Origin of the sequence: Piscinibacter sp. XHJ-5 (assembly GCF_029855045.1) — a bacterium.
In the GTDB taxonomy this organism is placed as follows: domain Bacteria; phylum Pseudomonadota; class Gammaproteobacteria; order Burkholderiales; family Burkholderiaceae_C; genus Albitalea.
In genome coordinates, this window is sequence record NZ_CP123228.1 from 5,176,632 (window position 1) to 5,199,523 (window position 22,892).

Annotated in this window: 27 protein-coding genes and 1 pseudogene; 6 read left to right on the plus strand and 22 right to left on the minus strand. The window is 67.9% G+C overall.

The genetic code is table 11. The features are described 5' to 3' along the window. The first annotated feature begins 301 nt into the window (after positions 1 to 301). Entirely contained in the window at positions 302 to 610 is a 309-nt protein-coding gene (locus P7V53_RS24430; protein ID WP_280152093.1) for a hypothetical protein, read from the plus strand. 10 nt (positions 611 to 620) lie between these two features. Here P7V53_RS24430 and P7V53_RS24435 read toward each other — a convergent pair whose 3' ends face one another. Both P7V53_RS24435 and P7V53_RS24440 read right to left on the minus strand, forming a co-directional pair. Next, the gene (locus P7V53_RS24435; protein WP_280152094.1) at positions 621 to 854 is read right to left on the minus strand and encodes a hypothetical protein; all 234 of its coding nucleotides are present in this window, start codon (positions 852 to 854) and stop codon (positions 621 to 623) included. After that, on the minus strand, positions 854 to 1,468 hold the full coding sequence (locus tag P7V53_RS24440) for a hypothetical protein (protein WP_280152095.1): 615 nt from the start codon (positions 1,466 to 1,468) through the stop codon (positions 854 to 856). Before P7V53_RS24440 ends, P7V53_RS24435 begins: the two co-directional genes overlap by 1 nt. A 327-nt stretch (positions 1,469 to 1,795) precedes the next feature. Here P7V53_RS24440 and P7V53_RS24445 point away from each other — a divergent pair, with 327 nt between their 5' ends. Next, complete coding sequence (locus P7V53_RS24445; protein ID WP_280152096.1) at positions 1,796 to 2,302, plus strand: LysR substrate-binding domain-containing protein; 507 nt, start codon at positions 1,796 to 1,798, stop codon at positions 2,300 to 2,302. A 2-nt stretch (positions 2,303 to 2,304) separates the two neighbouring features. Here the strand turns inward: P7V53_RS24445 and P7V53_RS24450 are convergent, their stop codons facing one another. The 7 genes from P7V53_RS24450 to P7V53_RS24480 form a co-directional block, all read right to left on the minus strand. Continuing rightward, a complete protein-coding gene (locus tag P7V53_RS24450) occupies positions 2,305 to 2,577 on the minus strand; it encodes a hypothetical protein (protein WP_280152097.1) in 273 nt (90 codons plus the stop codon). 209 nt (positions 2,578 to 2,786) lie between these two features. Then, on the minus strand, positions 2,787 to 3,260 hold the full coding sequence (locus P7V53_RS24455; RefSeq protein ID WP_280152098.1) for a hypothetical protein: 474 nt from the start codon (positions 3,258 to 3,260) through the stop codon (positions 2,787 to 2,789). Beyond that, positions 3,217 to 3,927, minus strand: a complete 711-nt coding sequence (locus P7V53_RS24460; RefSeq protein ID WP_280152099.1) for a hypothetical protein — start codon at positions 3,925 to 3,927, stop codon at positions 3,217 to 3,219. The genes P7V53_RS24455 and P7V53_RS24460 overlap by 44 nt, the downstream gene beginning before the upstream one ends. A gap of 77 nt (positions 3,928 to 4,004) precedes the next feature. Beyond that, complete coding sequence (locus tag P7V53_RS24465) at positions 4,005 to 5,699, minus strand: AMP-binding protein (protein ID WP_280152100.1); 1,695 nt, start codon at positions 5,697 to 5,699, stop codon at positions 4,005 to 4,007. Between the two features lie 33 nt (positions 5,700 to 5,732). Beyond that, on the minus strand, positions 5,733 to 6,314 hold the full coding sequence (locus tag P7V53_RS24470) for a hypothetical protein (protein ID WP_280152101.1): 582 nt from the start codon (positions 6,312 to 6,314) through the stop codon (positions 5,733 to 5,735). A 17-nt stretch (positions 6,315 to 6,331) separates the two neighbouring features. Then, positions 6,332 to 7,501 (minus strand): TIGR03118 family protein, encoded by a 1,170-nt coding sequence (locus P7V53_RS24475; RefSeq protein ID WP_280152102.1) that lies wholly within the window; start codon positions 7,499 to 7,501, stop codon positions 6,332 to 6,334. Positions 7,502 to 7,620: 119 nt separating this feature from the next. After that, complete coding sequence (locus P7V53_RS24480; protein WP_280152103.1) at positions 7,621 to 7,848, minus strand: GNAT family protein; 228 nt, start codon at positions 7,846 to 7,848, stop codon at positions 7,621 to 7,623. A gap of 381 nt (positions 7,849 to 8,229) precedes the next feature. Between P7V53_RS24480 and P7V53_RS24485 the strand changes: the two genes are divergently transcribed. After that, positions 8,230 to 8,616: a hypothetical protein gene (locus tag P7V53_RS24485; protein ID WP_280152104.1), complete on the plus strand. Its 387-nt coding sequence runs from the start codon at positions 8,230 to 8,232 to the stop codon at positions 8,614 to 8,616. A gap of 171 nt (positions 8,617 to 8,787) precedes the next feature. On the opposite strand, the gene P7V53_RS24490 is transcribed toward P7V53_RS24485, so the two are convergent. Both P7V53_RS24490 and P7V53_RS24495 read right to left on the minus strand, forming a co-directional pair. Beyond that, positions 8,788 to 9,687, minus strand: a complete 900-nt coding sequence (locus P7V53_RS24490) for a helix-turn-helix domain-containing protein (protein WP_280152105.1) — start codon at positions 9,685 to 9,687, stop codon at positions 8,788 to 8,790. 2 nt (positions 9,688 to 9,689) lie between these two features. Continuing rightward, positions 9,690 to 10,307, minus strand: a complete 618-nt coding sequence (locus P7V53_RS24495; RefSeq protein WP_280152106.1) for a TetR/AcrR family transcriptional regulator — start codon at positions 10,305 to 10,307, stop codon at positions 9,690 to 9,692. 140 nt (positions 10,308 to 10,447) lie between these two features. Here P7V53_RS24495 and P7V53_RS24500 point away from each other — a divergent pair, with 140 nt between their 5' ends. Further along, positions 10,448 to 12,043, plus strand: a complete 1,596-nt coding sequence (locus P7V53_RS24500; RefSeq protein ID WP_280152107.1) for a peptidase S10 — start codon at positions 10,448 to 10,450, stop codon at positions 12,041 to 12,043. A 67-nt stretch (positions 12,044 to 12,110) separates the two neighbouring features. On the opposite strand, the gene P7V53_RS24505 is transcribed toward P7V53_RS24500, so the two are convergent. Genes P7V53_RS24505 through P7V53_RS24520 form a run of 4 tightly spaced genes read right to left on the minus strand, consistent with a single transcriptional unit; the run spans position 12,111 to position 14,770 of the window. Beyond that, the gene (locus P7V53_RS24505) at positions 12,111 to 12,662 is read right to left on the minus strand and encodes a hypothetical protein (RefSeq protein WP_280152108.1); all 552 of its coding nucleotides are present in this window, start codon (positions 12,660 to 12,662) and stop codon (positions 12,111 to 12,113) included. 16 nt (positions 12,663 to 12,678) lie between these two features. Next, on the minus strand, positions 12,679 to 12,948 hold the full coding sequence (locus tag P7V53_RS24510; RefSeq protein WP_280152109.1) for a hypothetical protein: 270 nt from the start codon (positions 12,946 to 12,948) through the stop codon (positions 12,679 to 12,681). A 49-nt stretch (positions 12,949 to 12,997) separates the two neighbouring features. Then, the gene (locus P7V53_RS24515) at positions 12,998 to 13,831 is read right to left on the minus strand and encodes an alpha/beta hydrolase (RefSeq protein WP_280152110.1); all 834 of its coding nucleotides are present in this window, start codon (positions 13,829 to 13,831) and stop codon (positions 12,998 to 13,000) included. Positions 13,832 to 13,852: 21 nt separating this feature from the next. Next, the gene (locus P7V53_RS24520) at positions 13,853 to 14,770 is read right to left on the minus strand and encodes a tripartite tricarboxylate transporter substrate-binding protein (protein ID WP_280152111.1); all 918 of its coding nucleotides are present in this window, start codon (positions 14,768 to 14,770) and stop codon (positions 13,853 to 13,855) included. Here P7V53_RS24520 and P7V53_RS24525 point away from each other — a divergent pair. Further along, positions 14,751 to 15,094 (plus strand): annotated as a pseudogene (locus P7V53_RS24525) (glutathione S-transferase family protein); the annotation flags it as partial. The gene P7V53_RS24520 and the pseudogene P7V53_RS24525 sit on opposite strands and share 20 nt — an antisense overlap. A 21-nt stretch (positions 15,095 to 15,115) precedes the next feature. Here the strand turns inward: P7V53_RS24525 and P7V53_RS24530 are convergent. The 7 genes from P7V53_RS24530 to P7V53_RS24560 all read right to left on the minus strand — a co-directional run bounded on the left by P7V53_RS24530 (position 15,116) and on the right by P7V53_RS24560 (position 19,753). After that, positions 15,116 to 15,613 carry a hypothetical protein gene (locus P7V53_RS24530; protein ID WP_280156664.1) on the minus strand — a complete coding sequence of 166 codons (498 nt, stop codon included), beginning with the start codon at positions 15,611 to 15,613 and terminating at the stop codon, positions 15,116 to 15,118. After that, positions 15,610 to 15,936 (minus strand): hypothetical protein, encoded by a 327-nt coding sequence (locus P7V53_RS24535; RefSeq protein ID WP_280152112.1) that lies wholly within the window; start codon positions 15,934 to 15,936, stop codon positions 15,610 to 15,612. Before P7V53_RS24535 ends, P7V53_RS24530 begins: the two co-directional genes overlap by 4 nt. Before the next feature lie 5 nt (positions 15,937 to 15,941). Continuing rightward, positions 15,942 to 16,580 (minus strand): hypothetical protein, encoded by a 639-nt coding sequence (locus tag P7V53_RS24540; protein ID WP_280152113.1) that lies wholly within the window; start codon positions 16,578 to 16,580, stop codon positions 15,942 to 15,944. A gap of 233 nt (positions 16,581 to 16,813) precedes the next feature. After that, on the minus strand, positions 16,814 to 17,692 hold the full coding sequence (locus P7V53_RS24545) for a spherulation-specific family 4 protein (protein ID WP_280152114.1): 879 nt from the start codon (positions 17,690 to 17,692) through the stop codon (positions 16,814 to 16,816). 66 nt (positions 17,693 to 17,758) lie between these two features. After that, a complete protein-coding gene (locus P7V53_RS24550) occupies positions 17,759 to 18,610 on the minus strand; it encodes an ADYC domain-containing protein (RefSeq protein ID WP_280152115.1) in 852 nt (283 codons plus the stop codon). 17 nt (positions 18,611 to 18,627) lie between these two features. After that, on the minus strand, positions 18,628 to 19,032 hold the full coding sequence (locus tag P7V53_RS24555; RefSeq protein ID WP_280152116.1) for a hypothetical protein: 405 nt from the start codon (positions 19,030 to 19,032) through the stop codon (positions 18,628 to 18,630). 82 nt (positions 19,033 to 19,114) lie between these two features. Next, a complete protein-coding gene (locus tag P7V53_RS24560; protein WP_280152117.1) occupies positions 19,115 to 19,753 on the minus strand; it encodes a hypothetical protein in 639 nt (212 codons plus the stop codon). A gap of 169 nt (positions 19,754 to 19,922) precedes the next feature. On the opposite strand from P7V53_RS24560, the gene P7V53_RS24565 reads away from it, so the two are divergent. After that, a complete protein-coding gene (locus P7V53_RS24565; protein WP_280152118.1) occupies positions 19,923 to 22,883 on the plus strand; it encodes an AAA family ATPase in 2,961 nt (986 codons plus the stop codon). Positions 22,884 to 22,892: the final 9 nt, after the last annotated feature.

The window sequence follows — 22,892 nt, forward strand, 5'->3', positions numbered from 1 at the left end:
GGTCATCGGCGACGGCCTGCCCCTGCGGACGTCAGCACGCCAGCGTTTCCGGCGGGAGGGAACTGTGCGCGCGGCGTCGCAGCAAGGTGCGCCGTGGCACCAGCCTGGCAGCTAGCACGTCGTCGTTCATCAAGGCGCGTCGCAGTGTGGAAGGGGCGCCATCGTGCGGCGTTGCGACGCTGCCGTCTTGATGCAGGGCGACATCCGCCACGCCGCGGATCGTGGCGCCGCGATGCACAGGCCTGTGGGCCGTTGTGGAATGGACCACCAGATCGCACGCTGAAACGATGAGTGCCTTCGCATGCCGATGGGCGAGCGATCCTTCGAGGAGTTCCCGATGCCCATTCTCATGACCGGCGAGGCGCAGGGCCTGACCGCTGAGACCTACCTGCACATGTTCAACCTGCTGGCGCTCGCGATGAAAGCCGCGCCGGGCTTCGTCCTGGACACCGCGCATCCGTTGGAAGGCGGCGGCTTCCGTGTCGTGGAGGTGTGGCGATCGAAGGAAGACTCTGACCGCTTCTTTGCCACCCAGGTGGCGCCGAACCTGGTGCCCGGGGTGCGGCCGAAGCGGCACACCCAGGCGCTCAGTTCGCTGCTGGCCGGCTGACGCTGGCCGCCTACGCGGCTTCCGCCAGTTCGCAGTACGCCGCGTGCGGACGCGGCACGCAGACCTGCGCGGGGCTGTCCTGCTGCAGCATCAGCACCCGGCCGGCCAGCACGCGGCGCAGCTCGGCACTCCCTGCCCAACGGCCCCAGGCCGCGATCTCGCCCGGCGTCACCAGAGCGACTTCGCGAAACGCGCGTGTCATGTGGGGCTGATCGGCGTAGCCGTGCTCCGCGGCGACGCGCATCAGTTCGCGGCCCGCCAGCACGAGGCCGCGGCCCGCTGGAAGCGCACCAGCCGCGTGTAGTTGCCGGGAGAGACGCCGAGCCAGCGCCGGAAGTCGCGCTCCAGCTGTCGCCGACCGACCGAGACTTGCGCGGCGACGGCATCGGTGGAGGGCGGCACGCCGGCGCTGGCATACAGAATCATCGCGGCCTGCGACACGCGCCGCTGCGGGCCCGCCAGCGCGCGCGTATCGGAGATCCGCCGCTCCAGCCAGGCCGACAACCGATGCAGGCGCTCCTGCGGCGAGCCCGCCGCGGCCAGCGCGTGGCGCAGCGCCCGCTGCTCGTTCCAGCCGCCAAAGTAGGCCAGCGGCAAGCGGCAGTCGGTCAGCCCCTCCACTGGCGTGCGAAACGCCTGCAGCAGCCCCAGCGGCGTGAGCAGTGCGACCGCGAGCTCGCCCCCACCGGCCGAGCGGAACTCCGTCGGGCGGGTGCGCAGGGCCGACACCACGACTTCCACATCGCGCCCTTCGTCGGGTTCGCCGCAGAGCAGACCCGGGTCGCAGTACACGGTGACGAGAAAGAGGTCGGAGGGCAGCGCGGTGTGCCGATGGCTGTCCGGTGCGGACTTGCGCAACCACGCCAGGCCAGCGCATGCGCCGCGAGGCGCTCCGGCCACGCGTCTGCCGCCCGCATGCCGCGGAAGGGGCCATCGAGGCGATGGGCGGTGTTCATGGGACAACGGCAATGACAGACAGGGGCGCGACGATATCGGCGGGGTCCACCGGAGGCTTGCAGGTTTGCGTCACGGAAGTGCCAGCCCCCTAGAACGTGCGTGCGGTATCGCGTCGTACCGCACGGGCCCGACTGGACGGCGAGTCTCCAGAAGCCCCCAGCGGCTGTTGATTCCTCGCGGCCGCACAGGGGTGTGCGCCGATCGACGGCGCCTTACTCGAGGTGGGTGATGCGTCCGCCGGTGAACGGCCGGGTGGCCCGCGCGAGCTCGCTGGTCGCCGCGCGCTGCAGCAGTGCGGCAGGGCGCCGCCTGTGCGAGGTCGGCTGGTCGCTGTACGCCGGCCGGCGGCTATCTCGCGGCACCCCCTCGACGCCGACCCGGTTGCGCGGCCACGATGTCATCGGCTACGACAAGGCCCCGGCCGACACACCGGCCGCGCGATGGATCGCCACGCGCGCAGACGCCTCAAGCATCGTCATGCGCAACCGCGAGATGGTCGACATGGTCGACGCCGCGGCTGCCGGCGCCGGACTCGCCCTGCTGCCCTGCCACTTGGCAGCCGCAGCGCCCGAGCTCGTGCGCATCACGCCGGAGGTACTGGTGGTGCGCGAGCTGTGGCTGGTCTATCGGCGCGAGGCGCGGCTGTCGGCCGCGGTGCAGGCGGCGATCCGCTTCACCATCGAGGTGATGGAGCAGGCTCGGCCCGCGCTGCTCGGCGACGCTGCCGTGCGCTGACGCTAGCGCAGCGTGTTGGCCCGGATGGCGTCGCGGCCGGCCCAGACGGCGATGGCCGCGCCCGCGCCGTCGAGCGCGATGCGTGCCCCGCTTGCCGCCGCGCCTAGCTCGCGGCCGATCGCGAGCGGCCGACTCGGTGCCTCGTCGCCTGCCGGCAGGCGCGCCGTCATGACCTCGCTGCGCTCGCCTGAGCGATGCGCGGACCAGACTGCGACGGCGTCGCCGCGGCCATCGAAGCCGAGCGATCGCGGGATCGTGCAATCTGCCGGTCGCATCGATGCCGCGGACGCGGCCCCACGATTGCGCGATGGCATCGAAGCAGCGGCCCTCGGTGTGTTGATCGGCGCGCACCGCGCTGGTCCACAGCATCACGGCGTTGCCGCATCGATCCACCGCCGCACCGGCCGGCAGACGCCGGTGCCGACGGTGTGCAGGGCCTCGGGTGCCTGCCAGCCGCCTCGCCGCAGATCGCAGCGGCGCGCCATCAACAGCCTGCCCGCCGGACAGACCGCAATGAGGTCCTGCGACGGGCCGGTGGCGATATGCGGTGGCGCAGCGACGTCGACGTGACGGACCACGCCGACCGCGGGATGGCCGCGTCGTACCACGCGAGCCGCGCGATCGACACGCCGTCGCGGCCGGCAGACCTGCGTTGCAACGCCAGCAGCAACGCGCCGTCGGGGCCGATCGACAGCCGCAGTTGCTGCGCCGACCCGCCTTCGCGCCGCGGACCGCCCCATTGAACTGACACATTGCGTTCCAGCCGTTCGGCGCCGAACCCCTTGTCGATGTCGCACGCTGCGGGCCGCGGCGAGGCCGGCTCAGCGCAGCCCACCAGCTGCTGCGCGACCGCCAGGGCGACGACGACACGGCAGCACGGCGCCACGCGACGCGAGCCGGTGCCGGGGCCATGCTCACGATGCTTGCGCCCAGCGCTCGGCCAGCCGGTCCATCGCATAACGATGCAGCTCGTCGGTCCAGTCGGAGAACAACACGAAAACCTGGTCGACACGCGCGATCGCGTCGTCGCGCAGCGCGGGGTCGAGCGCGATGGCGGCCAGCTCGGCGTGATCGTTGTTCATCGCGTGGCCGGATTCGCGCTCGAAATGGAACTCGCCGCAATAGCGCAGCTCGACGCCGGTCTCTTGCTGAATGGTCTCCGCCAGCTTCGACGTCAAGGAGAACAGGACGTTGCCGGTTTCCTCGATCGCCTCGACGATCGCCAGGCGCACCGACGGCGCGGCGCTCCACACGAGATGGGCCAGTCGGGTCGACAGCAGGCGGCTGTGCACGGTCGCGTCACTCCACAGAAAGCGCAGCGTCTCGCCGGGCGGCACCGCCGCCGCATCGTGGCCCAGCTTCGCGAAGTCCTCGAGATACCACGGCCAGTGGTGGTCATCTTCGTATGTGTGCTGGTTGATCATAAGCAGGTGCGGGTCGTCTGTGGGTTCGACACGCAGCACGTACCGGTTCAGATCGCCGAAGCTGAGGATGAACGGCGCCATGCAGGGATAGAACGCCAGCCGATCCTGCGGCGACAGCCGTTGGTCGCGCAGGTATTCGAAGAGCGGCCGGCGCGCGAAGTCGCGCTTGCGGCGGAGGATGTGTTGAAGAACGGTTTTCATGGAATGGTGAGTTCAGGAATGAAGCGCGGCGATTATTGAATCCAAGCGCGCGCGGGTCTTGACGGATCGCGACACGATCAGGCCGCGGCTTCCCAGACGATCGGGCGACGCAGCGCGGTCCAGCGTTCGTAGCGCGACCCGAACAGCCCTTCGGCCCGGTTGCGCCTCAGCTTCAGCGTCGGCGTGACGAGGCCGTTCTGCACCGTCCACGGTGTCGTCGTCACGACGAGGCACGACAGGCGCTCGTGCGGATCCAGCGCGCGGTTGATGTCCTCGAGATGCGCCTGCAGCGACGACTGCAGCACCGCCCGTTCGCTCGGCACGCGCGATCGCGCAATGGCTGCATCGCCCAGCAGGACGATCGCCAGCGGCTGCGGAAGCCGCGCACCGGCGACCATGCAGGCCTCCACGTCCGGATGCGCCGCCAGCCGCTCCTCGATCGGTGCGGGCGCCACGTACTTGCCCTTGCTCGTCTTGAACAGGTCCTTGATGCGCCCGGTGATCCGCAAGGCGCCCTCGCTGTCCAGTTCGCCGCAGTCGCCGGTGCGCAGCCAGCCGTCGGGCGTGAACGCCTGCTGCGTGAGCACCGGGTCCTTGAAGTAGCCGCGCATCACGCCCGGCGTGCGCAGCTGGATCTCGCCGGTCGACGCGTCGATGCGGCTCTGGATGCCGTCGAAGGTCCAGCCGACCGTGCCCGGCCGTGGCCGCGCGGGCCAGGTGGAATGCGAGAGCACGCCGTTCTCGGTCATGCCGTACACCTCGGCGATGGGTAGGCCGAGCTGTGCATACCACTCGAGCAGGTCCGCCGGCATCGGCGCCGCGCCGCCGACGGCGAACACGCAGCGGTCCAGTCCCATCGCAGCCAGCATTCGGCGCCTGACGAGCCGCCCGATCAGCGGCCAGGCCAGCAGCCGGGACAGGCGCCGCTGCGGAATCTTCTCCTGCACGCCCTGCCGAAACTTCACCCAGAGCCGAGGCACCGAGAAGAAAACCGTCGGCCGGGCCCGCCGCAGGTCCTGCGCGAAGGTGTCCAGCGACTCGGCGAAGAACACCTGCATGCCGCTCGCCAGCAATCCGTGCTCGATGAGCATGCGTTCGGCGACATGGGCCAGCGGCAGGTAGCTCAGCACGCGAGAGTCGGCATTCAGCGGAATGCGCTGCAGGCCACAGCGCGTGACCCAGGCGAGGCCGCCGAAGGTGTGCATTACGCCCTTGGGCTCGCCGGTGGTGCCCGAGGTGTAGACGATGGTGGCCAGCTCGTCGGCGTCGCGCACGAGGTGGCCGGGAAGCGGCGCCGTCTCCTTCACGATGGTGTCCCACGACGGCCAGGCAACCGCGGGCGCCAGCGGCAGGCGGATGCATGGCAGCGTCGGCGCGATGCCAGGCCGCAGCTCGTCCCAGTGGTCGAGCTTGCCGACGAAGAGCAGGCTCGCCTCGCTGTGTTCGAGGATGCTGCGCACGGTCTTCGCGGACAGCGTCGGGTACAGCGGCACCGACACATGGCCCGCCATCCAGATCGCGAAGTCCGCCATCAGCCAGTGCGCGGTGTTCTTCGACAGCAGGCCAATGCGCGAGCCCGGCGGCAGGCCCTGGGCGTCGAGGTGGGCGGCCATGCGGCGCACTTCGTCCATCACCGTGCGCCATGTCAGCGTCATCTCCCGCCCGTCCCCGATGGGCTGGGTGAAGACCGTGCGATCGGGCTGGGTCCTTTCGAAGTGATAGAGGCGCTGCAACGCGAGGTCGTCGTCGAAGACGGGAAGGCGGTCGTTCATGGAAGTCCAGCGAAGGTAACTGCGCAGGGGATGTCATCCGGCGTGCGGATGGTCTCGAAGGCGCGCGGCAGGCCGCGACGCACTGCGCATCGATGTCGCGAGCACGGGCACGACCGCGCCCGCGGCCAGCAGCAGCAAGCCGTAGAGCGACATGAAGTCGGCAAGGCTCATCGATTCCGCGACGACGCGCGACAGGCCGATGAACGCGGCATAGAGCCAGCTGATCGTGCTGAACGCCCCCAGCGCCGTGCACAGCAGCAGGTGCGACGCACGCAACGCATGCACCCGGCCAAGCATCGGAAAGGCCACCCGGTGCAGCAACAGGCCGTTGAGCGTCAGCGCCGAGACCACGGCGAGTTTGGCGACGAGCTTGGGCCGGTCGGCGACCGCCGCGAAGTCGCCGCCGACGTCCAGCGCGATGAGGGTCAGGCCGCTCAGCCACAGCACCATCAGCGCGGCCGCCAATGTGCGGCCCGTGCGGGCCAGGCGCTTTGCATCGATCGCGCGGTGGCGCAGCAGCGCCGCGTCTTCACGCAGCACCGCGGCGATGGCCACGCCGAATGCCAGCGCGTGAGCGAACAGGATCCCCTGCCGCAACCAGGTGGTGATTTCCATCTTGCGTGCCTGCCCTCTCAGCGGCAGAGCGGCTTCGCCGGCGTGGTGCCGGCAGCCGGCGTGATCGCCTCCAGCTTGCCGAACAGGCCGTCGGCTTCGCGGTTCGGGCCCGCCGCGAAGTACAGGTCGTTCGCCTCGCCGAGGCTCGCGCCGTTGCCGAACTGAAGGCCCCACAGGCCGTCGATCACCAGCGGGCGGCCCTGCGCGTCGCGCACGTGGTCGACCGCCTTGCGGGTGCGCGGGTCGAAGGCCACGATGGTACCGTCGCCGAAGTTGCCGATCAGCAGGCAGCCGCCGTACTGGCCGAACTCGGTCGGCGCCATCGCGATGCCCCACGGATAGTTCAGCTTGCCGCCGTCCTGCCAGACATGCAGCAGCCGGCCCTCGTCGTCGAACTCCGCGAGCCGGCCTTCCGCAGGCTGCGCCCCGCCCGGCGGCACATGGCGGCCGTACATCACGAACACGCTCTGGCCGACGGTCTGCACGTTGAACGGCGCGAAGCCGCCAGGCGCCGGCCCGCTGGTCGGCACGAACGGGTCGGGCAGCATGCCGGTCTCGGCGAACTGGCCGTCGTAGATGCGCACGCCAGGCTGCGCGCCGAAGTCGGCGGCGAACAGGCGCTGGCCGGACGGCGACACCGCCACGCCCAGGAACGCTGCGTCGCGCCCGGTGCCGTCGACCACCAGCACCGAATCCAGCGGGTGGTCGAATCCGCCGCCGACACGCGCACGCTCGGTCCACGCCGTGAGCGTGCCGCTCGCATTGGCGAACACGAACTTCGCTGGCGCTTCGATAGTGCCGTTCGGGTGCGACTGGGTGATGCGGAAGTTCGTGCCCGGGTTGAATGCGATGCCGGTGGTCGGTCCTTGCGTGGCCACCGTCGTCAGCGCGTCCTGGAACAGCGGCTGTCCGCCGACGTCGCCCACGTATTCGATCGACTGGCCGCTGCTGGCGCCGATCCAGAAATGACCGCCAAGGCCGGCCGGCCGGATCGCGATGCCCCACGCGTTGATCAGCGCGGGCTCGACAATCTGTGCCTGGTAGCTGGCCTTGTTCGCGACCAGGTTGGTCTGGCGAACGCCCTCGTAGGTGGGCGTTGCGACATCGTCGCCTCCGCCGCCGCAGGCGGCGATCAGCGTGGCCGCGGCGATGGCGATGCAGGAACGTAAGAAGTGATGGTGTGTCATGAACAGCTTGGTGCTGGTGGTTGCGAAGGGGGCGAAGTTTCGCGAGCGCAACGGGAGTGCGTCTTGCACAGCTGCGACATGAACGCCGACACGATTCGTCGGATCGGGGCCCGCCTGCTTCACGTCCGCGGCCACGACGGATTGACGAGCATCCACGTCCAGCCGAGCCCATGCGCCGTCTCGTCGACAGCGACGATACGAAGGCCCGCCTTTTGCGCGACGCGCGCCGCGGGACCGTGGCCGCCATCAGTGCAGGCGACCACGCGCTGCCAGCCGCGGGCGAAGGACAGCTCGACCAGGGCCGTCATCGCTTCGGTCGCGAAGCCACGATCGCGCGCGGCGGGCACGATGTCGCAAGCGCAGCTCGAGCGCGTGGTCGCATGGCGGCATTCGCCACAGGTTGCCGATGCCGTCGATTTCGTGCTGCGACAAGGCCACGAAAGCGTAGCGCTCGGCCAGCAGCGCGTGGCAGTTCGGCCGGGGCAGCGCGACGAGCTCCAGGCGCGGCGTACGCAGCAGGTGTCTGGCGGTGCGGGGTCGCAACGTCGTCGGCATGAGGGACCGGAAGTGGCGGGTCCGCATCGTGGGTGGCATCGGCATCGGCTGTCTTGAAGCCGCGCGACGCGTGTCGAGAAGCGGGACATCCGCTGTCGCATCAGTTAAATCCCACGCCTGCCGGTGCAAGGCAAGGAGCTTGCCAACGCGAGTTAGCCATTCATGGAGCCGCGATGACTTCGACACCGCGACACGCCTTGCTCTCTCGTTTTGCCAGCCTGCTGATGACGGGTGGCGGCGGCGGCGAGGACGGCGGCGATGCCGGCCCCGGCGCACCGTCGCCGCATCAACCTGCGCCGCCCTCACCCGAGCCGGCGCCGCCGCCTCCGGCCGGCTCGACCGGCCTGTCGCCGCTGCTGTTCGTCACCCAGGTGCCGATCGCGGCATCGACCGCGCGAAGCATGGCCGCGGGGCTGGGTCGCTGGATCGGCACGTTGTGGTTCGATCCGCGCAGCCGCTACCCTTCTTGCGCGACCGATCACGTCGACCTCGAACGCCGCCAGCGCGCCTGGGACGCGAACGTCCGGCAGCATGCATCGATGTTGCTGCGTCTCCCGTAGCAACCGCACCCTCGAGCACGGGTCACTTCGACGGACCGCGCGAAGCGCATCGGCATTTGTGATGTTGCGGGGATGAGCGCGACCTCGATCGATTCGCCGAGTGCAAAAGCACACTCGGGTTCCAGCCGATCTTCTGCGAGGGCCGCGACGGTCCAGCTCGTGCGTCCGGACTCAAAGGTACACAACACCGCCTCGCGTCACGCGCCTGAACGCGGCACCGAGCGGGTTGACACCGGCGCGCAGGTACTGCATGGGCGTGAGCCCGGTGAGTTGCTTGACGCTGTTGTTCATGTGCGATTGGTCGGCAAAGCCGAGATGGGCGGCGATATCGGCAAGACGCTCGCCCGCGGCTGCGCGGCGGGGCACCGCCTGCACCCGAGCGACTTGCGACCAGTGCCGTGGCGACGTGCCGAGCCAGCGCGCGAAATCGCGCTCGAGCTGGCGACGTGACGTATGGACAGCGCTGGCTGCGGCTTCCACGGGGTACCGCGTGCTGGTAGTCATGACCATCGCAGCGCGCGCAGCGCGAACCGCGGCGCGGCTCTGGCGGCGCGCCGCAGTGCCGCGGCTTTCCAGCGCCCGCGCAAAGGCCCGCAGCTTGCCGTCAAGGTCAGACGCTGAGGCGACGGCCGACTCCAGCGCCGTCGTGAAATGCTCGTCGAGCAATTCATGCACCGTGGCGCGAATCCGCGGCGCGGTGTCCAGGCGACGGCTGTCGAGCAGTTCCACCAGTCCGAGCGGGGTGAGCAGCGCGAACAGCGTCACGCATTCGCCGGCACCTTGGAACGAGCCGGTCCACTGGCGCACACCGGTCAGCGCAGTGTTACAGCCGAGCGCCCGCTTGTGTTCGGCGCCATCGGCTCCGCGGCCCGTCTGGACCGTGAGCATCCAGGAATCGTGCGGCGCAATGGCCAGCGGGATCGGACCGCGGCCGGCGATCTCCACGCCCACCAGGCCCTTCACCCACGGCGCCAGCGAGCCGTGAACGGTCAGCTCCCGTGTCGCAAAGACCGGGCTGGCGGAGCCGCCGTCGACCTTCGCGCGGCCGGGCACCAGGATTGCGTCAGCCATCTTCACTCCTTCCTTTGCGCCCCCGCGGCGCGTGTGCTGCGCCTGCCGGTCTGCCGCGATGTGCTGGCACGGGCACCGGCCAAGACGGCGTCGATGGCGTCAGCGGCCGCTGCAGCGCCGTCGACGCCGTCCATGGCCCAGTAGTCGGCGAAACCCTGCCAGGCGGCCGTGCTCATGAGCAGTTGCACGACGGCGCCCACCCGGCGTGCCGCCGCCGGCCTGATGCCGGGACATTCGTGTCTCACCAGCGCGATGATGGCCCGCTGTCGTTCGGCCTTGTCGGCAAAGCGCGCGTTACGGCTGTCCGGGTCGATCAGCAGGCCGCGGACGACGGACTCGTTGGAGTTGAACATCGCGAACGCGCGCGCGACGAACTCACGCGCCTGCTCTGCCGTTTGCGGCCATGTTCGACGGTCGAAGGGCCGGTTGAGCCACGTCACGACGCCGGCGAACAGCTGTTCACGGGTCTCGAAGTGCCGGTAGATCGTCCGTTCAGGTACGCCCGAGTGCCGCGCCACACCGCCGAAGGTGAGCACCTCCCCGGCTTTCAACGCCGCGACGGCCCCCGCCACCACGCGCTCCCGCACCAACTCCGTCTTGGCCGTCGACAAGGTTTTCATGGCAGTAATGCTGCCATAGTGGCAGCTTCACTGTCAATCGCATGGCCGAGGTGGCGCGGCTTTGGTCGCAATCCTGCAAGAACGTGCACGTGCGCGCAGGCACAGTGCCGGTCCATTCACGCAGCTTGAGGACGCAGGAAATGAGCAAGACCGCACTTCACGGCACGTCGCGCGCAAGCGGCGCGCCATCGACCGGGCCGATCGATCGCACGCCGGTGCGTGCTGTGATTGCCGGCTTGCTGATCGCCGCACTCGCGGCATGCGGCGGCGGCACCACCGCTCCGCCACCCGATCAGCCTTTTGACGATGCGACGGTCTACTCGGCCGCTCCGGATGCGTCACTGTCTTCGGCCAATGAGCACACGGCTGTGACCCATGCCGCACTGAAGCTCGAAGGCCGCACGATCCTCTACACGGCAACCACTGGGCACCTGAGCGCGCGCGACGCCGCGAGCGGGGAGGCGCGAGCCAGCATGTTCTACGCAGCCTACACTGCGGACGGCCCGAAAGCACCCGAGCGCCCGGTGACCTTCATCTACAACGGCGGCCCCGGATCAGCGTCGGCGTGGCTGCACCTTGGCTCGTTCGGGCCGAAGCGGCTCGCCGTGAAGCCGCCAGGCACCGACACTTCGTCACTGTTCCCGCTGGTGGACAACGCCGAGAGCCTGCTCGATGTCACCGACCTGGTGTTCGTCGATGCCGTAGGCACCGGGTACTCCCAGGCGATCGCGCCTCACACCAATCGCAGCTTCTGGGGCGTCAACAGTGACGCCGCGGTGTTCCGCGACTTCGTGCGGCGTTACCTCGAGGTGAACCGCCGCGAAGCCTCGCCGAAGTTCCTGTTCGGTGAATCCTACGGTGCCGCGCGCTCCGCCGTGCTCGCGCTGGCGCTCGAGAAGGCAGGCGTGCGCCTGGCCGGCGTGGTGCTGCAGTCGGCAATCCTCGATTTCAACGTCGATTGCGGATTCCTGGGCGCTCGGCACGCCAGCTGTAGCGGCTACCTGCCCAGCTACGCTGCTGTCGCGAGCCACTACGGTCGGCTGGTGCCCACGCCGGCGGACCCGGACGCGTTCATCGATGAGGTGCAGGCCTTCGCGGACACGACCTACGAGCCGGCGGTGTTGGCCTACCTCGGCGGGCAGGAGCAGCCCGACGCCGCGCTCGTCGCGGCGCTTGCGGCACGCACCGGCGCCGCCGCAGACCTGTGGAACGGCAGCTTCAATCTCGACCCGACGACGTTCCGCACGCAGTACGCGGCCGGAGTGCTGCTCGGCCGGTACGATGCCCGCATCTCGGTGCCCGCGGACAGCCCGCTGGCCCGTGACGGCGATCCGTCGCTCACCTTCGTCGTGCCATCCTTCGACGCCGCAATCCGCAGCACGCTACGCGACCAGCTTCGCTATACAGCACGCTCGGACTACGTGATGGCCAACCCCGACATCGGCGTCTTCGACCCGCGCCACAACGGCCGCATGCTGCCCGACGTGGTGCCGGACCTGGCTGCGGTGCTCGCGCTCAATCCTTCGCTCGGCATCTTGAGCATGTCCGGTCGCCACGACCTTGCGACGCCGTACCACCAGACCGAGCGGGACCTGAAGCGCCTGAACAACGCGCCGGGCCTGGTGCTGCGGGACTACGATGGCGGCCACATGACCTACTTCGACGATGCGGCGCGTGCGGCGCAGAAGGCAGACCTCCGCGCGTTCTACGCGCGGTCGATCTCCGGCGGTCAGTGACGGCTCGATCGACCGCGCTGGAGTCGCAGGCAGGTCCCCTTTGCCTGCTGCCGAGCGGTCACCCGGGTCAAGCGGTACGTGGTTCATCGCCGGTCGTCGCAGCGAGCGCGGCCGGCATGCGGAAGCTGATGATCTCCTGCGGCCCAGGCAGCATGGCTAGGCACCCCGGCCGCCGCTGCGATCTCGCGCAGTCGATTGGAGTTGGAGCCATTCTTCGCGCCGACCACGCCAGCGAGGAGATCGAACAGTGGCTGCGCTCGAGCTTGCCGCGCAAGTCCCACAGCGCGATGTCGAGCCCGCTCAACGCATGCAGCACGGAACCTGAACGTCCGGGGTTGTGCAACGTGCGCTCCAGCCGCGCGCTGAGGGTCGGATCCGAGGCGTCCTCGCCGCAAGCCAAAGGCGCGATGCGGCTTTGCATCAGCGCGCTCACTGCGGTGATTTCGCCGCCGTACGCTTGGCCCCAGCCAACCAGGCCGTTGCCGAGCGCCACACGAACCAGCACGCTGTCCAGCGTCGTGCGCGGCTTGCCAACGCACAGCGGGGGATCGGCCCAGTGGTTGAACGGCAGCCGCAGCGGAATGCAGGTCGCTGCAGCGATGATCGAGACCGTGGCCATGAATCGCCCCTGGCGGTCAATCGTTGAACCGGATCCCGGCAGTGGCCGGCTCGGGCGCAGCGGGTGCGGTCAGCGTGCCGCAGTTGCTTTCGTTCGTCTGAGCGTTCAGCGCGCGGCGGACGAAGGCGAGTTCGTCGTCGAACGCGGCGTTGACGATGCCCGAGTAGGTCTTCCACACCAGCGGGTTGCCTGCGGCGCACAGCGCCGCCGCCGCGGGATGCTGCCGCCGCGGCGGTCGCCGGCCGCCGCACCGGTCGGCATCGACGGATGCCGCGACGTCGCGCAAGCAACCGCCAAGGCGGCCACGGACAGCACGGCAATTCGACCCGAATGCTTCATTCGGTACGTGGTGGATCGAGACCTGTGAGGCCTGCAACGCGGCGCTGCAGGAAGTGAAGCACGTGACGGTTGAACTCGGCGGGCTGCTCAAAGTAGGCCGAGTGGGCGGCATGCTCGATCACAACCACCTCGCTGCCCGGCACAACGCCCGCAAGGTCATGCATCGCGCTCACCGGGACGATCGGGTCCTCGGCGCCAACCACGAACAGCGTGGGGCACAGCAGCGCTTCGAGGTCGCCCACGCGCGTCAGCGACTGCGGCTCGTTCAAGCGCCGGAGCGCGCGATGCCAGTCCTCGGGCGCAATGCGATGGGCGCTCGGGTTGAAATGATTGATCTGCGCGTACAGCGCCGCGAGCGCAGGCTGCTCATCCAGGAACTTGCGCCCCAGCGAGCGCTGCTCGATGGCGAGCGCCGACACAGTACGGAAGCGCCGCTCGACGCTGGCCACCAGCGGCGGATGGTCCACTGCCAGCGAGCTGTCGCAGGCCACGAAGCCGCAAACCCGCTGCGGATGGCGCAGCGCCAACTGCAATCCAATCATCCCGCCCAGCGACTGGCCGATCACGACGACTTGTTCCAGCCTCTCGTGATCAAGCAGTGACACCGCGTCGGCCACGAAGTGGCCAAGCGTGAACTCGTCGGTGGGCGCCATGGAACGTCCGAAGCAACGGATGTCCATCGTCAGGCACGTGTGCTGCGCCGAGAATGCGGGCAGTTGCTGCCACCAGGTGGCCGCGTTGGAGCCTGCGCCGTGCAAAAACAGCAGCGCCGGTCCCGCGCCGTGGCGCTCGTAGTAGATCTCGCATCCGTGCGAACGAACAAAGGGCATGCTGTGCCTGCCTCGTGGTGCTCAATTCGCCTTCAGGTTCAGGCTGCGCGTGAGCTGGCCCCAGCGCTCGGTGTCGCTGCGCACGAGTTGGGTGTACTGTGACGGCGACATCAGCATCGCCGTCAGGCCCTCGGCAGCCAGCTTCGCCATCAGGTCCTTGCTGGCCATGCTCGCGCGCACCGCGGCATACACCTTGTCGACGATCTCCGGCGGCGTGCCTTTCGGCGCCGACAGGCCGACCCATGAGATCACCGTGAGCTGCTTGTGGCCGATTTCCTCGAAGGTGGGCACCTGGGGCAGCTCGGGGCTGCGCGCGGCGCTCGACACCGCCAGCACCTTCAGCTTGCCGCTCTGCACGTGTTGCATGGCGCCGCTCCCGGGAATCACCGTGATCGGCACCAGGCCCGCCAGCACGTCCTGCAGGGCCGGCGCGCCGCCCTTGTAGGGCACATGCGTCAACTGCGTTCCGGTAGCTCGTTGAAGCAGCTCCATCACCAGGTGACCGGTACTGCCTTGGCCCGAGGTGGCGTAGTTCAGCTTGCCCGGCTCGCGGCGGGCCTGCTCGATCAGGCCGGCAAAGCTCGCGATACCGGCCTGGCTGTTGACGACCAGCCATTGCTCGCCGCCTGCGATGCAGGCGACATGCGCGAAGTCGGCAACGATGTCGAACGGCACTCGCTCGTAGATGCCTTGCGCGATGGTGTTCAGCATGCCGGTCATCGTCAGCGTGTAGCCGTCGGGCGCCGCCGTCGCGCCGGCCTGTGTGCCGATGATGTTGCCCGCGCCTGGCTTTCTCGATGAAGACGGGCTGCTTGAGTTGTGCCGACATCTCCTGCGCCAGCGGACGGATCGTGCGGTCGTAGGCGCCGCCGATGGACATCGGCGTGAAGGCACTGGGCACCGCACCTCGCCGCGCCCGCTGAACCCGTTGGGCACCATCCCGCTCCTGGTTCACGGCGATACGCGGATGACCGAATCGGCGGGGATCTGCCAGTATCTCTGCTCACTGAAGCGACCCACCCCGATGCAGGTCGAGCCCGACGAAGCGGACTACAGCAGCTACCTCAACATGCTGCATTTCGGAGAAGCAACGCTGACCTTTCCCAAACGCTGGTGCTGCGCTACTCGCGTTTCGAACCGGAAGAGCGACGTCAGCCTGTCGTGGCGGAGGACTATGCCAAGTGGTTTCTGGCGCGTCTGCGGACATTGGAAGTGCGCTTGGCGGAAGAGGACTACCTGTGCGCTGGCCGCTTCACTGCAGCAAGATGTATCCGGCGGCTCCTGTCAGCGACTACATTCCGAACGCAGCACTGCGAGGGAGACGAGCACCACTTTGCGCTCACTGTTCTCCGGCACGTGCAGCACGAGTTCGAGCGGCGCCACGCCGGGATGCTGTGGGGGACCGCCGTTGCTGGGCGAAATGAGGATGAACGAATCCCCATCGAAAGTTGCGGCAGTCAATTGCCAATCCTTTTTTAGGGCGATCCCTGTGAAACCGCGAAAGCGGCATTCGAGCGCACTTCTGCCAGCCCGCCCGATAAAGGAGGGGTAGTCGTCAAGTACGATGCACTCGCCTTCACCTTGTGCGCGTTCCGCTTCGAACCGATATCCGTTCGCGCGCGCCTTGACAAAGGCATCGTCTGCCTTGACGTTGCATGGCTTGAGCGTTGGCGGCGTCCCAGACGCGGTCGGGGAGGAGAGCGCTGACGTGGGGTCGGCGGCGGCGCCATTCATCGACGCGAAGAACACGCCTGCCGCGATGAATTTGGCCAGTGGCGTCATGGCGTCACCAGGGGCGAAACGTCCTGGAAGTTCTGATTGAGGACCGTTATCGTGTAGTTGCGGCCGCCTACTGCCAGCGCGTGACGACCGGGCGCCACGCCGGTAAAGAAGTACATTCCGTCGGGTCCGGTCCGGGCGGACTGATTCGGCTGCCAGGAATTCCCGTTCCACGAAAGGAGCACCACGTCGACGTAGGCAGCGGGGAATATGTAGCCGTTCGGGTTGCGTTGATCGATCCGGCCCCTCAAATCCGTAGCCGACACATTTGCCGCCAGGCCAGCCAGAACCGCTGCCATGACATGGAGCGCGAGGTTCGAGCTCATGACCTTCACCTTTCTTGCTGTCCTGCGGGGGGCAAGAGAGCACCGTCCACCGGACTGGGGGCTTCACCGGAGGCGGGATACGGCGCTTTGTCCTCGTAGACGCGCAAGGAAACCGGACTCATCAGACTGATCTCGTGACGAGCCTTGTCGACCCTGACATCGGCTTTCTGCACTTCGTTCTGCAGGTGAACTTCCTTGTATCCCCGGCCGCCGGGGATGGTCAGCACGATGGTCGGCAGCTTCCCGTCCGTCTCCGGAACCTTCGCCCAGCTTCCCGCGCCGCCCACACCGAAGAACTCGGGTTTCAGTGTGATCTGAACCCTGCTCAACAGCGCCGGGTCATCGATTGTTTTTCCGTTCGCGCCTACCAGGTGAATCTGGCGAAACGTCACGTGCCAAGCTGCTGAAACGTTGGCTTCTATCAGTTCGATGACCTGGAAGGGCAGCGCCGAAGTCAGCAAGAAGACGACCACGTATACGCCGAAAGCGCCACCGGCGCGGAGCGTGAGCCCGGACAGCGGACCAGTCACTGCGACTTTGGTATCGGGAAAGAGCTTGTAAATCGCGATCGCAGGGATCAGAGGAATGAGGGCCGCGGCCATCCATACGGCGAAGGCCATCCATACCTGGCTCGCGTGGTCCATCACTGACACTCCAATTTGCGTTCGCCGTCGTGGCCGAGTGGCTTTTCGCGCAGGTGTACGCGCGGAAATGACAGCGCGTCGCCGAACTTGATCTGTACCCGGGAAATTGGAACGCAGGCGCTCGAGGCGCTTGCGAGTCGGTGCTTCAGGTCGCTGCGTGTGCGGGGCGCCGTCATCCTGGCGGCTGCGCCGGTGCAAGGCTCGAAGTTGGGAGATGACATGGGACTGCCTCGCTACCAGGAGCACCAGTTGTTGAGCTTGACAAGAAAGCCGAAGGGATTGCACGGCGCGGAGGTCTCGCGCAACTTCGTGACTTCCTGATCCCAGTAGGGTGGCAGCGTGTTCCATGGGTTGTCGGGCGAGTCATCGGTCGCGTAGACGTAACCGATGTTGTGAGTGACCGCATGGTTCGCGACTTCCTTCATCGACGCGGACGACGCCGAATACACCAGATATGCGAACCGCTCCCTTCCATAGCTCTGCATCCAGCTTCGTGGCACATATTGAGTAAATGACTTGTAGGCGCCCTCGAATACGACGATGGTATCGACGGCCGGCAACGAGGCATACTGCTCTACCGTATTCTTGCCTGCGTTACCGACGACGTGGAATCCCGAGTAGATTGCCTTGATGTAGTTGTACAAGTCCGCGTAGTACGTCACGTGGGCGACGTCGTCGGTCATCTGGTCGAGGAAGACGCCGTCCACTCCATACCATTTCTTGTATTTCGCAATCTCGCTGAGCACCACGTTCTTGTCGCGAGTGGCGTAACCGGTGTCCACATAGCCGATGATCTTGCCTCCGGAGAGGTGTAGCTTTTCGACGGCGTCCGCGTAGCTTTCGTCCTTCGCAGCGCCGGGTCCGCTGCTCGGATTGAGGATAGCCGTCGTCTGAACTCTCGATGCGCTCGCTGCCAGCGTTGACCAGTGGTTGGGCGAGGACGTGGAGCGGAAGTACGCAGGCACGATCGTGCCGCTGGCGTTAGCCTGTTGAACTGCCGACGCGCTTATCGCAAGGATCAATGCACACGCGCCCTTGCCGATTCGAATCCTGCCGGGCGCCCTGGACCGCTCGAAACCGGCGGCTGCTGCAAACGCGGGCTTGCGTGACATGATTTCATCCTTTCAAAGTGAACAGCAACCGGTTCCGCGGGAGCGGGTGCGGCCGCCGTCATGGGGTTATTCCCGCGGCCGGCGAAGGCGAGGGAGCCGCGCGACTTCTGCACCGGTCGACCGATTGAACACGAGCGCCCCGTGCGCCGCGGCGTGAGCCTCGGTGCAGACGGGCCCGAGGTGGCCGCGAAGGCGAGGTACGGCCGCTTCGAGTTCCTGCAAGGTCACCTTGCCAGCGACGCGGACGTGGCTCACGCACACCGCCCCGTGCTCGTCCCAGCCGGCCTCGAACGGCATGTCCGACGAGTCGGCCGGTAGCTGGATGCCGTGCACGTCCGAGACATCGATCTGCCGGCCGTTTTCCGTATAGGGAAGTCCGCTTCCCGAGTAGTCGGCGCGGATCATCCTCACGCAGGCATTGAATGTGGCGCGCATGCTGCTTCCGTCCGCGCTCAAGCGCCACGGCTCGTAGCCGAGCCGCAGGCATTTCGCGAGCGCCCCGCTCGTGCAGCTCAGGGCGAACGCAGTGGGATCGTCGGTCAGCGAGCCGCTTTGCGTCTCGCGTCCCGGCAGCACGACGGCGTAACGCGTACCGTCGCTGTGCCGCTCGCAAAGCGGGGTCCATTCCCGGTCCGGCAGCCGCACGGACAGCTCGTGAGCCAACCAGTGGCGCCCCGATTCTTCGCGCACGACGTGGACGCTATCGATCCGTAGTTGCGTGCCCCCTTCCAGCCGAAGCTCTGCGCCCACGAGGTCGGCCGATCGAAGCGGTGACGTCCCCGACAACAGGAGGACCCATTCCGTCTGGTCGACGCGCAGCGAAGCGATGTCCGCCGCCCGGATCGGCGTGCCACCCAGGGGGCCCAGGGCGATCAACGCGAAGCGGACCAGTGTGCGGATTCCGAGCCCGGCGGTCATGGAGTCTCCCAAACGGTTCAGCGCGTGATCACGAAGCGACCGTCTCGAAGCAGGACCGCTTCGACGCCGAAGGTCGGGGCGGGGGCGGCTTCGCGTTGAAGGAGGGGGGGCGTCTCGGTACCCTTCGAGCCGTCGGCGCGGCTGCCCTTCGCCATGAGGGCATTGGCCCGGAGACCGTTCGTCATGATGCCGTTCGTGGGCAGGCCATTGAGGGTTGGTCCGTTGCTCCGGAGGCCGTTTGCAAGTTGAGCCCTTGGCTGGTCGGGCTTCGAGTCGGCCTGCGCGCGGGCGGTGAGGATGGGAGAAAGAGGCGGTGAAGCGGCATGCGAACCGTCGATGTCCTCGGCTTGGGCGGGGAGCGACATGCCGAATGCAACGGTCGTTGCGAGGGCAGCGATGTGGGCGGGAAGCGGTGTGGTCATTGCAAAGCTCCTGTGATGAGTGAGGCGGCGGCGAATAAGGCTTGCAGCGGCTTCGGATCTGCCGTTGTTCAGGCCTCCTGTGTCAATGACGCGGTCGTTCGGTCGCGTCCGGACCGACCCGACTGTCCGGGTTTGAAGGGATCTCTGCGTGGCGCCTGGGGACCGAGTGGTCCGAGTGAGAGGAAGGAGCCCAGCCGTGCCGGGCTGCTAGATCGGCAAGCAAGTGGACGACCTGGCTGACGTCCTCGATCAGCAGCGCGCCGAGCTCGTCCGCTCGCCGGCGATCGATCGTCGCTGAATGCTCGGCAGCGATAGCTCGCCTGACTCCCGGGCGCAGCGTCACCGCTTCCGGAGCGCTGCGGCCATCGCTTGGCCCGGGCTCATCCGAACCTCGAGAGATGCTGACCGCGTTGCCGGCGTACGCGCAGTGGAGAAGGCGCTCGACGTTCGCCTGCGCGGCGGCCAGGCGGTCGAGCACGCTCGATCGCTGCCGTTCGTCCGCCGCGCAGCTGAGGAATGCGTTCACCGTGGACGGGTCGGGCATTGCACTGCGAAGGAATTCGGCGAGGCTCGCTGAGCTACGCTGTCGCTCTCCGTCGCTGGTGTGGGCCTCCAGCCGGGCCAAGAGGGCGCGGAAGCGAGGCAGATCTCTTGTGAAGGTCACGGGGGTCTCCGGAATCGGCTGGCTGAGCCAGTCGGCGTGTCCGATCGGGTGAATCAACGACGAGGTGATTGGATTCCCGACGGCGTCTTGGCGGCACCTTCAAGGCGTGACAACCTCGTCGGGCCGGCGTGACAGAAAGCGATACAGGCATCTGGGGAACGGCGACCTTGTTTGCCACGCGCCACCGGGGGCGTAAAGTGGCCCCCGAGACGCAGGGAGGCAGTCCGTGTCTTACCCCCCGCCACAGCCCCGCTTCGGGGAATGGGTCCGTACCCGGCGCATGGCTCTGGGATTGACCCAACAAGGGCTCGGCGCGCTGGCAAGCTGCTCGGGTCATGCCATTCGCAAGATCGAGGCCGACGAGCGGCGGCCCTCGGAAGGCCTGGCCGAGCGCCTCGCGGCGCACCTGCAGCTCGACAGCGCCGAGCGCTCGGCGTTCCTTCAGGCTGCCCGTGGACGCGGGGCCGGCGGACCCCAGAATGCCGGCGCCGAGCGGCGCGCCCACAGGCCGGATGGAGCGAGCAGGCACGCGATCCCGCGATCCTTGCCCCTTGTCGGCCGGGAACTGCAGCTCACGCAGATTCGGCAATGGCTTTCCGCGCTGCGCAGTCGCCACGGGCGGGTGGCGCTGGTTGAGGGGGAACCCGGCGCCGGCAAGAGCCGGCTGTTAGCGGAAGCACTGGAACTGGCCAATCGACTCGAGCTCCCGGCGATCGCCACGAAGTGCTTCGAGATCGAAATTGGGATTCCCTACTATGCCCTGGTCCGGCTGCTCGAAGACGCGGCTGGCCAGGCGGGATCGGCACTGCTGCAGGGGCTGCAGCCTCTGTCTCGAGCCGAGATCGCCGCGATCGCCCCGACGCTCGCGCATCGGCTCGAACCGCTGCCCGAACTGTCCGCCGCCTTTCCCGAAGCGCGGCGGGTGAGGCTCTTCGCCGCGATCGAAGAGCTGTGCGATGCGCTGGCCGGCTCACGCGGACTGGTGGTCGCTGTGGACGACTATCAGTGGATTGACGGCGCAAGTATGCAGGCCTTGCACAGCATGGCGCGGCATACGGCCGCGGCGCCTCGACTGCTGCTCATCGGTTCGCGGACGGAGGACTTCAGCACCGACGGTGACGCGGCGCATGGCCGCGCCTCGTTGAAGGAGCTGGAGCACACCGAGCTCCTGTCGCTCGGCCGCCTCGATCCTCGGCAGGTCCGCGAGCTGCTCGAGCGGATGCTGGACGAGCCGGTCGAGCAGGCGCTGGTCGACCGGCTTTACGCGGAGTCCGAAGGCAATCCGTTCTTCCTGCGCGAAATGCTTCCGCTGGTGCTGAACGGCACGGCAAGCGCGACCAGCGGAGCGGGGCCTACGCGCCTCCTGCCCGCCTCCCTTCAAACGGCAGTCCAGCGACGCCTCCAGGGGCTGGGGCCCGGAGCGCGCAGCTTGCTGGATGCCGCTTCGGTGCTCGGCCGCCGATTCCGGTTCGAGCTGCTGGCCGCGATCTCGCTGCTCGCGCAAGGCGCGGCACTCAACACCCTGGACGAGCTGATTCGGTTCGGGTGGCTGGTCGAGGACGACGACGGTGTCCACTACGACTTCCCGCACGACAAGCTGCGCGAGGCGGTGTACCAGGACATGTCCGCGGCGCGCCGCACATCGATCCACCGCCGCGTCGCGGAGCACCTCGCCCTCGACCCGGAGATGGCGGACGGCAGGCAGGCCGCCGTGATTGCGGAGCACGCCGAGGCGGCGGGCTTGTGGTCGCTCGCCGTCGACCAGCGCACGCGCGCGGGCGAACAGGCGGAGCGGGTGTTGGGCCTGCGCGAGGCGGAAAGCCATTACACGTCCGCGATTGCGCATTGCCTAGCTCATGCCGGGTTCGTCCCGGCGCCGGCACGCGTCGACCTGCTGGAGCGCCGTGGCGCCGTCCGCGCGCTGATGTCCGATGTGGACGCCGCTGCGGCGGACCTGCGTGCGGCCATCTCGGAAACCGAGCCCGCGGGCCTGGTATCCCGGCGAGTGCGCCTGCTCACGATCCTCGGAATGACGTTTCAGCGCGCCGACCGGTACGCCGAGGGTGTCACCGCGCTCCAAAAGGCCCTGGCGCTGGCGCGCGCATCACACGACCACTCCGCTGCAGCGCTGGCCAGCTACTGGCTCGGAGATATCGCATGGACCCTCGAACGCAACGATGAGGCTCGGCAGCACTTCGACGAAGTCATGCGCGCATCGCGTGCATACGATCTCGACGATGGCCTGCTCGCCAAGGCGTATCACGGCGTCGCCGAAGTGGCTTCCCTCGACGCGAGGCCGGTTGTCGCGTTCCGCGACTTCGAGGTCTCGCTTCGGCTTGCACGCGCGCTGGGCGACAGGTTTCAGCAATGCGAGAACCTGTCGGTGATGGGCTGGATGCACCTGGGACCGCATGGCGACGCCGACTACGCGAGCGCGTTCGCCGAATTCGACCGCTGCCTTGAAATCGCCACGCAGGCCGACATGCCATGGTTCGTGATCCCGTGCGAACTCGGGCGTGCCGTGGGCTTGGCGGCCCTCGGTCGCTTCCGCGAGGCTCTGGCGGGCTTCGACGGCGTCCTGGCGATGGTGCAGGAGGCGGGCATTCCGCGTTGGGAGGCGGCGGCGCAGACCTGGCTGGCGTGGTGCCGGGTGGAGATGGAGAGGTACGCCGAGGCGCTGGAGCACGTGCGCCGCGCGAGGGCCTGCATCGACGCCGCGGGCGTCTCCTTCTTCTCGCATCTCCTGCCCGGTATCGAAACGACGGCGTTGTCGCGCCTGGGGCGCGCTTATGAAGCGAGTGATCCCGCGGACGATGTCGAGAACGCCCGGCGCGCCCTGCTCGGCTACGCCGTTCTGAGCGGCCTGCTGGCGCGCATGGAATGGCTCCATGCGCGAGGGCAAACGAGCGACTTTCCGTCGACGCTGGCAGACCTGGAGCACGTCGGCTCCGATCGTCAGCTTCCCGAGGCGGTCGCACTCGCAAAATACTGGCGTGCGCAGGCGGCGTGCGCCGCCGGCGACCGTTCGGCTGCCGTGGCGATTGCGCGCGAAACCCTGATCGGGCTGCGGCACGAAAGCCGCTTCTCGATTCGACTGGCGCTTTTGCGGCTGGTCTTCGCCGCGGGACATACGACCGAGCAGGAGGCACGAACCCTGCGAGAGATGGAATCGCGCCTGACCGACTGACCATCCGAC

Coding starts and splice junctions, on each gene's coding strand:
- P7V53_RS24430 (WP_280152093.1), top strand. CDS start 302: ATGCCGATGGGCGAGCGATCCTTCGAGGAGTTCCCGATGCCCATTCTC.
- P7V53_RS24435 (WP_280152094.1), bottom strand. CDS start 854: ATGCGCGTCGCCGCGGAGCACGGCTACGCCGATCAGCCCCACATGACA.
- P7V53_RS24445 (WP_280152096.1), top strand. CDS start 1,796: ATGCGTCCGCCGGTGAACGGCCGGGTGGCCCGCGCGAGCTCGCTGGTC.
- P7V53_RS24450 (WP_280152097.1), bottom strand. CDS start 2,577: ATGCGACCGGCAGATTGCACGATCCCGCGATCGCTCGGCTTCGATGGC.
- P7V53_RS24455 (WP_280152098.1), bottom strand. CDS start 3,260: ATGCGATGGACCGGCTGGCCGAGCGCTGGGCGCAAGCATCGTGAGCAT.
- P7V53_RS24460 (WP_280152099.1), bottom strand. CDS start 3,927: ATGAAAACCGTTCTTCAACACATCCTCCGCCGCAAGCGCGACTTCGCG.
- P7V53_RS24465 (WP_280152100.1), bottom strand. CDS start 5,699: ATGAACGACCGCCTTCCCGTCTTCGACGACGACCTCGCGTTGCAGCGC.
- P7V53_RS24470 (WP_280152101.1), bottom strand. CDS start 6,314: ATGGAAATCACCACCTGGTTGCGGCAGGGGATCCTGTTCGCTCACGCG.
- P7V53_RS24475 (WP_280152102.1), bottom strand. CDS start 7,501: ATGACACACCATCACTTCTTACGTTCCTGCATCGCCATCGCCGCGGCC.
- P7V53_RS24485 (WP_280152104.1), top strand. CDS start 8,230: ATGACTTCGACACCGCGACACGCCTTGCTCTCTCGTTTTGCCAGCCTG.
- P7V53_RS24490 (WP_280152105.1), bottom strand. CDS start 9,687: ATGGCTGACGCAATCCTGGTGCCCGGCCGCGCGAAGGTCGACGGCGGC.
- P7V53_RS24495 (WP_280152106.1), bottom strand. CDS start 10,307: ATGAAAACCTTGTCGACGGCCAAGACGGAGTTGGTGCGGGAGCGCGTG.
- P7V53_RS24500 (WP_280152107.1), top strand. CDS start 10,448: ATGAGCAAGACCGCACTTCACGGCACGTCGCGCGCAAGCGGCGCGCCA.
- P7V53_RS24505 (WP_280152108.1), bottom strand. CDS start 12,662: ATGGCCACGGTCTCGATCATCGCTGCAGCGACCTGCATTCCGCTGCGG.
- P7V53_RS24515 (WP_280152110.1), bottom strand. CDS start 13,831: ATGCCCTTTGTTCGTTCGCACGGATGCGAGATCTACTACGAGCGCCAC.
- P7V53_RS24520 (WP_280152111.1), bottom strand. CDS start 14,770: ATGGTGCCCAACGGGTTCAGCGGGCGCGGCGAGGTGCGGTGCCCAGTG.
- P7V53_RS24530 (WP_280156664.1), bottom strand. CDS start 15,613: ATGACGCCACTGGCCAAATTCATCGCGGCAGGCGTGTTCTTCGCGTCG.
- P7V53_RS24535 (WP_280152112.1), bottom strand. CDS start 15,936: ATGAGCTCGAACCTCGCGCTCCATGTCATGGCAGCGGTTCTGGCTGGC.
- P7V53_RS24540 (WP_280152113.1), bottom strand. CDS start 16,580: ATGGACCACGCGAGCCAGGTATGGATGGCCTTCGCCGTATGGATGGCC.
- P7V53_RS24545 (WP_280152114.1), bottom strand. CDS start 17,692: ATGTCACGCAAGCCCGCGTTTGCAGCAGCCGCCGGTTTCGAGCGGTCC.
- P7V53_RS24550 (WP_280152115.1), bottom strand. CDS start 18,610: ATGACCGCCGGGCTCGGAATCCGCACACTGGTCCGCTTCGCGTTGATC.
- P7V53_RS24555 (WP_280152116.1), bottom strand. CDS start 19,032: ATGACCACACCGCTTCCCGCCCACATCGCTGCCCTCGCAACGACCGTT.